Origin of the sequence: Peribacillus sp. NPDC058002, assembly GCF_042886655.1 — a bacterium.
Classification (GTDB): Bacteria; Bacillota; Bacilli; order Bacillales; family DSM-1321; genus Peribacillus; species Peribacillus aracenensis.
This window is the reverse complement of the sequence record NZ_JBHVQU010000250.1, coordinates 1-4,990: the sequence shown is the minus strand read 5'-3', so window position 1 is coordinate 4,990 and position 4,990 is coordinate 1. Positions and strand designations below refer to the sequence as shown.

Genomic DNA, 4,990 nt, shown 5'->3' with positions numbered 1-4,990 from the left:
GTCTTGAAGTCCCGGCAACCAGGATTCCAATCACCACTATCGCTTCAAATCCATATTTAATGAAGGGATTTGCAAAGTAGTCGAGCATGAAAGGTTCAGCTACAATCATTTTAGCAGCTGTCCAGCCTAGTATTCCCGCACCAATTATAATGATGAATGGGAAACGTTCTATCAGTTTCAGGATTAAAGTGCTTCCATACATCACTACTGGGATGGAAACAAGTAGACCGATCACCACTAAAGTGAAGTTACCATGTGATGCACCTGCAACTGCCAGGACATTATCCAATCCCATCAAAGCATCTGCAATAATGATCGTTTTTATGGCAGCCCACATCGAGTCTGCAGGCTTCAAATCATGTTCTTCTTCATCAATTAGAAGTTTATAAGCAATCCATACAAGAAGTAATCCGCCTATTAAATGCAGACCAGGCACCTCTAAGAGTACGACAACCAGCAGCGTTGCAATGATCCTTATCACTATTGCCCCGACCGCTCCCCAAATTATCACCTTTTTTTGCTGATCTTTTGGAAGCTTTCTTGCAGCCAATCCAATAAGGATCGCATTATCACCGGCTAGAACCAAATCTATCATAATGATCGCTAAAAGTCCTGAAATGAATTCACCTGATAAAAAATCCAACACTATTTCCTCCTTTATACAAAAATAAAGAGACCTCTGCCATAAATGGCAAAGGTCTCGCTAAGCACTAAATGAATTAGGCCAATAAAGCCGGTGGGTTCCCCACGTAATGACGACTTTATTTCAGGTTATCCCTGACGCTACTCCCCTTCACGGGAATAAAGAATATGTAACTCTTTTACTATCTTTCCATTAGGAAACTAGCAAGAAAAAATATCACTAATTCAGTATACCAAAAATACAAATAAAATAAAGAAAAAAAATAGAGATAGGCAGAAGATTCCTGAACTTAACTTGCCCATATCCTTTCAAGGGATAATTTCAGTCAATCATCCCTTCTAGATATTGGCATATTTCGTTTCCTAGGTTGGGGATATGGCTCAAATCCTTCCCCCATAGATATTGATTACTTAAGGTGGCCTCTATCAATTGTCTAAGCGGGATTTCTTGCTTATCATAATGAAGCCATTGTTCCTTGAAAAATTCAATGGTCTTTATATCATCTTTAACGACATAGGTTTTACCCGCAAAGCTTTTACCAATATAACGCCCCTTCACTTCGTGAACCTTGTAAAATCGGATCATGCCTGAAAAACCCCGTACGATACAGTGAGGCAGCCTGCCTTGCCTCTTATGATATTCCTCTAAGGTAGGCAGGAGACGGACCTTGAACTTCGAAATGCTATTCAGCGAAATATCGGCCAGGAGGTGATGTACAAAAGGATTCTTAAATCGCTCCAGAACACTTTCCCCATATAACAACATCTCATTTTGATCAAAAGGTAATGAAGGAATTATTTCCTTTTCGATGGCATTGCTCAGAAATTGGTTGAATTCCGGATGATCGATTGCCTGTTTTACTTCTTCCATTCCAGATAAAATGCCTAAAGGAGCCATCAAGGTATGAGAACCATTAAGAATCCGTACCTTCCTCTTTTGATAAGGTGTTAAATCTTTTACCCAACGCACATTTAAGCCTGCCTGTTGTAAAGGAAGACGTTGATCAATACAAGGGTCACCTTCTATAACCCATAAATGGTATGGCTCTGCCGTATTTAGCAGCGTATCCTTATATCCCCATTCCGTAAATAGTTTTTCCGACTCATTGGCTGGGAACCCTGTAACGATACGGTCTACAAGCGAGTTTAGGAATAGGTTGTCCCGGTCCACCCACTCCATGAATGACTTTGGTAAATCCCAATCCCTGCTATGCTTAAGAACGCATTGCTTCAATGAATCACCATTTCTCTCTAAAAGCTCACATGGCAGCATGGTCAGTCCTTTTTTCGCATCTCCTTTGAAATGGAGATAACGATGATGCAAAAAAGCAGTCAGTTTTCCTGGAAAAGATTCAATTGGCTTTCCTTCTTCCAAAGGAATCGGCTGGTATTTGAGCCCTGCTTCAGTCGTGTTGGAAACTACAAATTCCAATTCAGGATTTTCTGATAATGCTAAAAAATCCTCCCATTCTTCATATGGATCAATTACCTTCGAAAAAACGGAAATGATCTCTGTTCGCTCCACTTTCTCCCCTTGGTGAAAACCACGTAACATTAATGTATACAGTCCATCTTGCCGCTTCACCTCCTCTATTTTCCTTTTTCCGGCGAGGCGAGGCTGAGTAACTGCAATACTTCCCATAAAATGCCCTTGTTTATTACATTCATGAATCATCCAATCAAAGAAGCCTCGAAGAAAATTCCCCTCCCCAATCTGCAATACTTTTATGGGAAAATCCATCATATGTGAATATTGGACAGCTTTTGTCTCTTTACTCAGACTGTTTAGTTGACTTTTATTTATACTCATGATCAAAGAACCCCTTTTCTCATTGAAATATCCAATTCAGAGTGCGTTTTAAGAGGTCGCCGTTACGGAGCATACCTAATGCTTATATTTCGACAATAGCCTTTATTACTTTTGCATCAGGAGTTAACCACCCTTCAAACTGATTGATCATTTCATCCAAATGTGTGCGGTGTGTAATATACTGGCCCATATCCAGCTTGTCATTCTTCAGCGTATTCACGACATAATCAAAGTCATCCCTTGTTGCATTGCGGCTTCCCATTAATGTAAGCTCTTTACTGTGGAATTCAGGATCATTAAAGGAAATATCCGCTTTAACTAACCCAACATAAACCAACCTTCCGCCGTGAGCAGGATATTTAAATGAATCCATCATTGACTTAGCATTACCTGTCGCATCAAATACCACGCTTGGCATATCTCCATTCGTCAATTGGGCTAATTTCTCCATTGGATTTTCCAAAACGTTCAAAGTATAATCGACATTTGCCCATTTGCCAGCAAACGCAAGGCGTTCATCATTTACATCCATTGCGATCACCTTCGCACCCTGTTCTTTAGCGAATGCCATGACTCCCAAGCCAATTGGACCAGCACCAATTACCAGTGCAAATTCCCCTTTATGAATAGCGGCGCGCCTAACTGCGTGAGCCCCTATACTTAAAGGCTCTATCATTGCGGATTGGTCAAGTGTAAGACCTTCTGTTCTCACCAAATGATTATAAGGCACCGTCATCCACTCACTCATGCCGCCTTCAGCATGTACACCCAAAACTTTCATATCCGTACAGCAGTTCGTTTTTCCACTCCTGCAAGCCAGGCATTTTCCACATTCCATATAGGGGATGATCGATACTTGATCCTCGACATTCAGCCCGGATTCATTCTCCGGTATGGATTCAATATAACCGGATAATTCATGTCCAAGTATTCGAGGATAGCTAAAAAAGGGTTGATTACCCCCATAGGCATGAATATCCGTACCGCATATTCCTATGCGGCGCACACGAATCAAAGCTTCTCCTGAGTTTGGAACCGGTTTTTCCGACTCGATCATCTTAAATTCAAAAGGTCGTTCACAAACAATACTTTTCACTGAATAACACTCCTTTTTAATAACTTAATAGATATGTACACCTGTTAGAGAATGACGCCTTCTTTAAAAATGCTTATCTCTCTAAAACCGAATTTTTCATTATTCGTTTTCTTTTTACCAGATGAAAGTTCAAGAATGTATTGGAATAAATCGTCCTTTAATTCCTCGATCTTTCGACCTTCAATCAACTGCCCTGCATTATAATCAATCCAGTGTTTTTTACGATTGGCTAAATCTGAATTCGTTGCTATTTTCACAGTTGGCACCGGTCCGCCAAATGGTGTTCCCCTTCCCGTAGTGAACAGAACGATATGTGCACCCGCTGCTGCCAAAGCCGTCACCGAAATCAGGTCATTTCCAGGAGAATTGATTAAATTCAAACCATGCTTCACTACCCGTTCACCATATGGACTAACATCCACTACAGTGGCATGGCCGCCTTTTTGCGTGCACCCAAGTGATTTTTCCTCCAGCGTACTTATGCCGCCTTCCTTGTTTCCGGGTGAAGGGTTTTCATAAATTTCCTGATCATGGCGAATGAAATACTGTTTAAAATCATTAATAAGGCCAACGATTTTATTAAAGGTTTCTTCATCTCTTGCCCTGTTCATCAATATCGTTTCCGCTCCAAACATCTCAGGAACCTCTGTCAATATCGTGGTCCCTCCATTTGCTACAATAAGGTCGGAAACAGCACCAACCAATGGATTAGCGGTAATGCCTGAAAAACCGTCGGAACCCCCGCATTTCAAGCCTATTTTCAACTTTGAAACCGGTACTGGCTTGCGTACGAACCCTTCGGCATATTCCACTAATTCTCCCATTAAACGCAAGCCGCTCTCCAATTCATCTTGAACCTCCTGGGCTTTTAAAAATTTAATGCGATCGGGAGGAAATTCACCAATGACATCTTTAAATGCTTCGATTTGATTGTTCTCACATCCTAACCCTACAACTAAAACTCCTGCTGCATTTGGATGTTGAGCCAAGGCAGCCAAAAGTTTCTGTGTATGGGTCAAATCATCTCCCAATTGAGAACAGCCGTATGGGTGGGAAAAGTGATGAATCCCATCGATTTGCCGATCTTTAAACTGCTCATTTCCCATTTTAGCGAGAACTTCACATGTTTTATTGATGCAACCAACCGTGTTGATGATCCAGATTTCATTCCGGATACCCACTTCCCCATTTTCACGGATATATCCTTGGAAGGTATGATTTTGACTAGGCTCTTTTGTATTTTGACTGCTAGGTTGATAGGAATAATCCAATATACCCTGCAAACCGGATGCTAGATTATGGGTGTGAACCCAATCGCCGATGGAAATATCTTCTTTTGCTTTTCCGATCGAGTAACCGAATTTGATTACGTCCTCCCCTCGTTTTACAGGTTTCACTAACATTTTATGCCCTTTAGGAATGTCATCACTTGCCTTTATATC

General features: G+C 41.1%; 4 protein-coding genes. All 4 read right to left on the bottom strand.

The genetic code is table 11. The annotated features are described in order from the left end of the window. On the bottom strand, window positions 1-643 hold a 643-nt coding region (locus ACFVSH_RS22825), incomplete at its 3' end, for a TerC family protein (RefSeq protein WP_387707975.1). A gap of 321 nt (window positions 644-964) precedes the next feature. Further along, entirely contained in the window at window positions 965-2,452 is a 1,488-nt protein-coding gene (locus tag ACFVSH_RS22820) for a tagaturonate reductase (protein WP_387707973.1), read from the bottom strand. Between the two features lie 82 nt (window positions 2,453-2,534). Further along, on the bottom strand, window positions 2,535-3,548 hold the full coding sequence (locus tag ACFVSH_RS22815) for a zinc-binding alcohol dehydrogenase family protein (RefSeq protein ID WP_387599047.1): 1,014 nt from the start codon (window positions 3,546-3,548) through the stop codon (window positions 2,535-2,537). A gap of 44 nt (window positions 3,549-3,592) precedes the next feature. Beyond that, a partial coding sequence (locus tag ACFVSH_RS22810) for a UxaA family hydrolase (protein WP_387707971.1) occupies window positions 3,593-4,990 on the bottom strand: 1,398 nt, incomplete at its 5' end.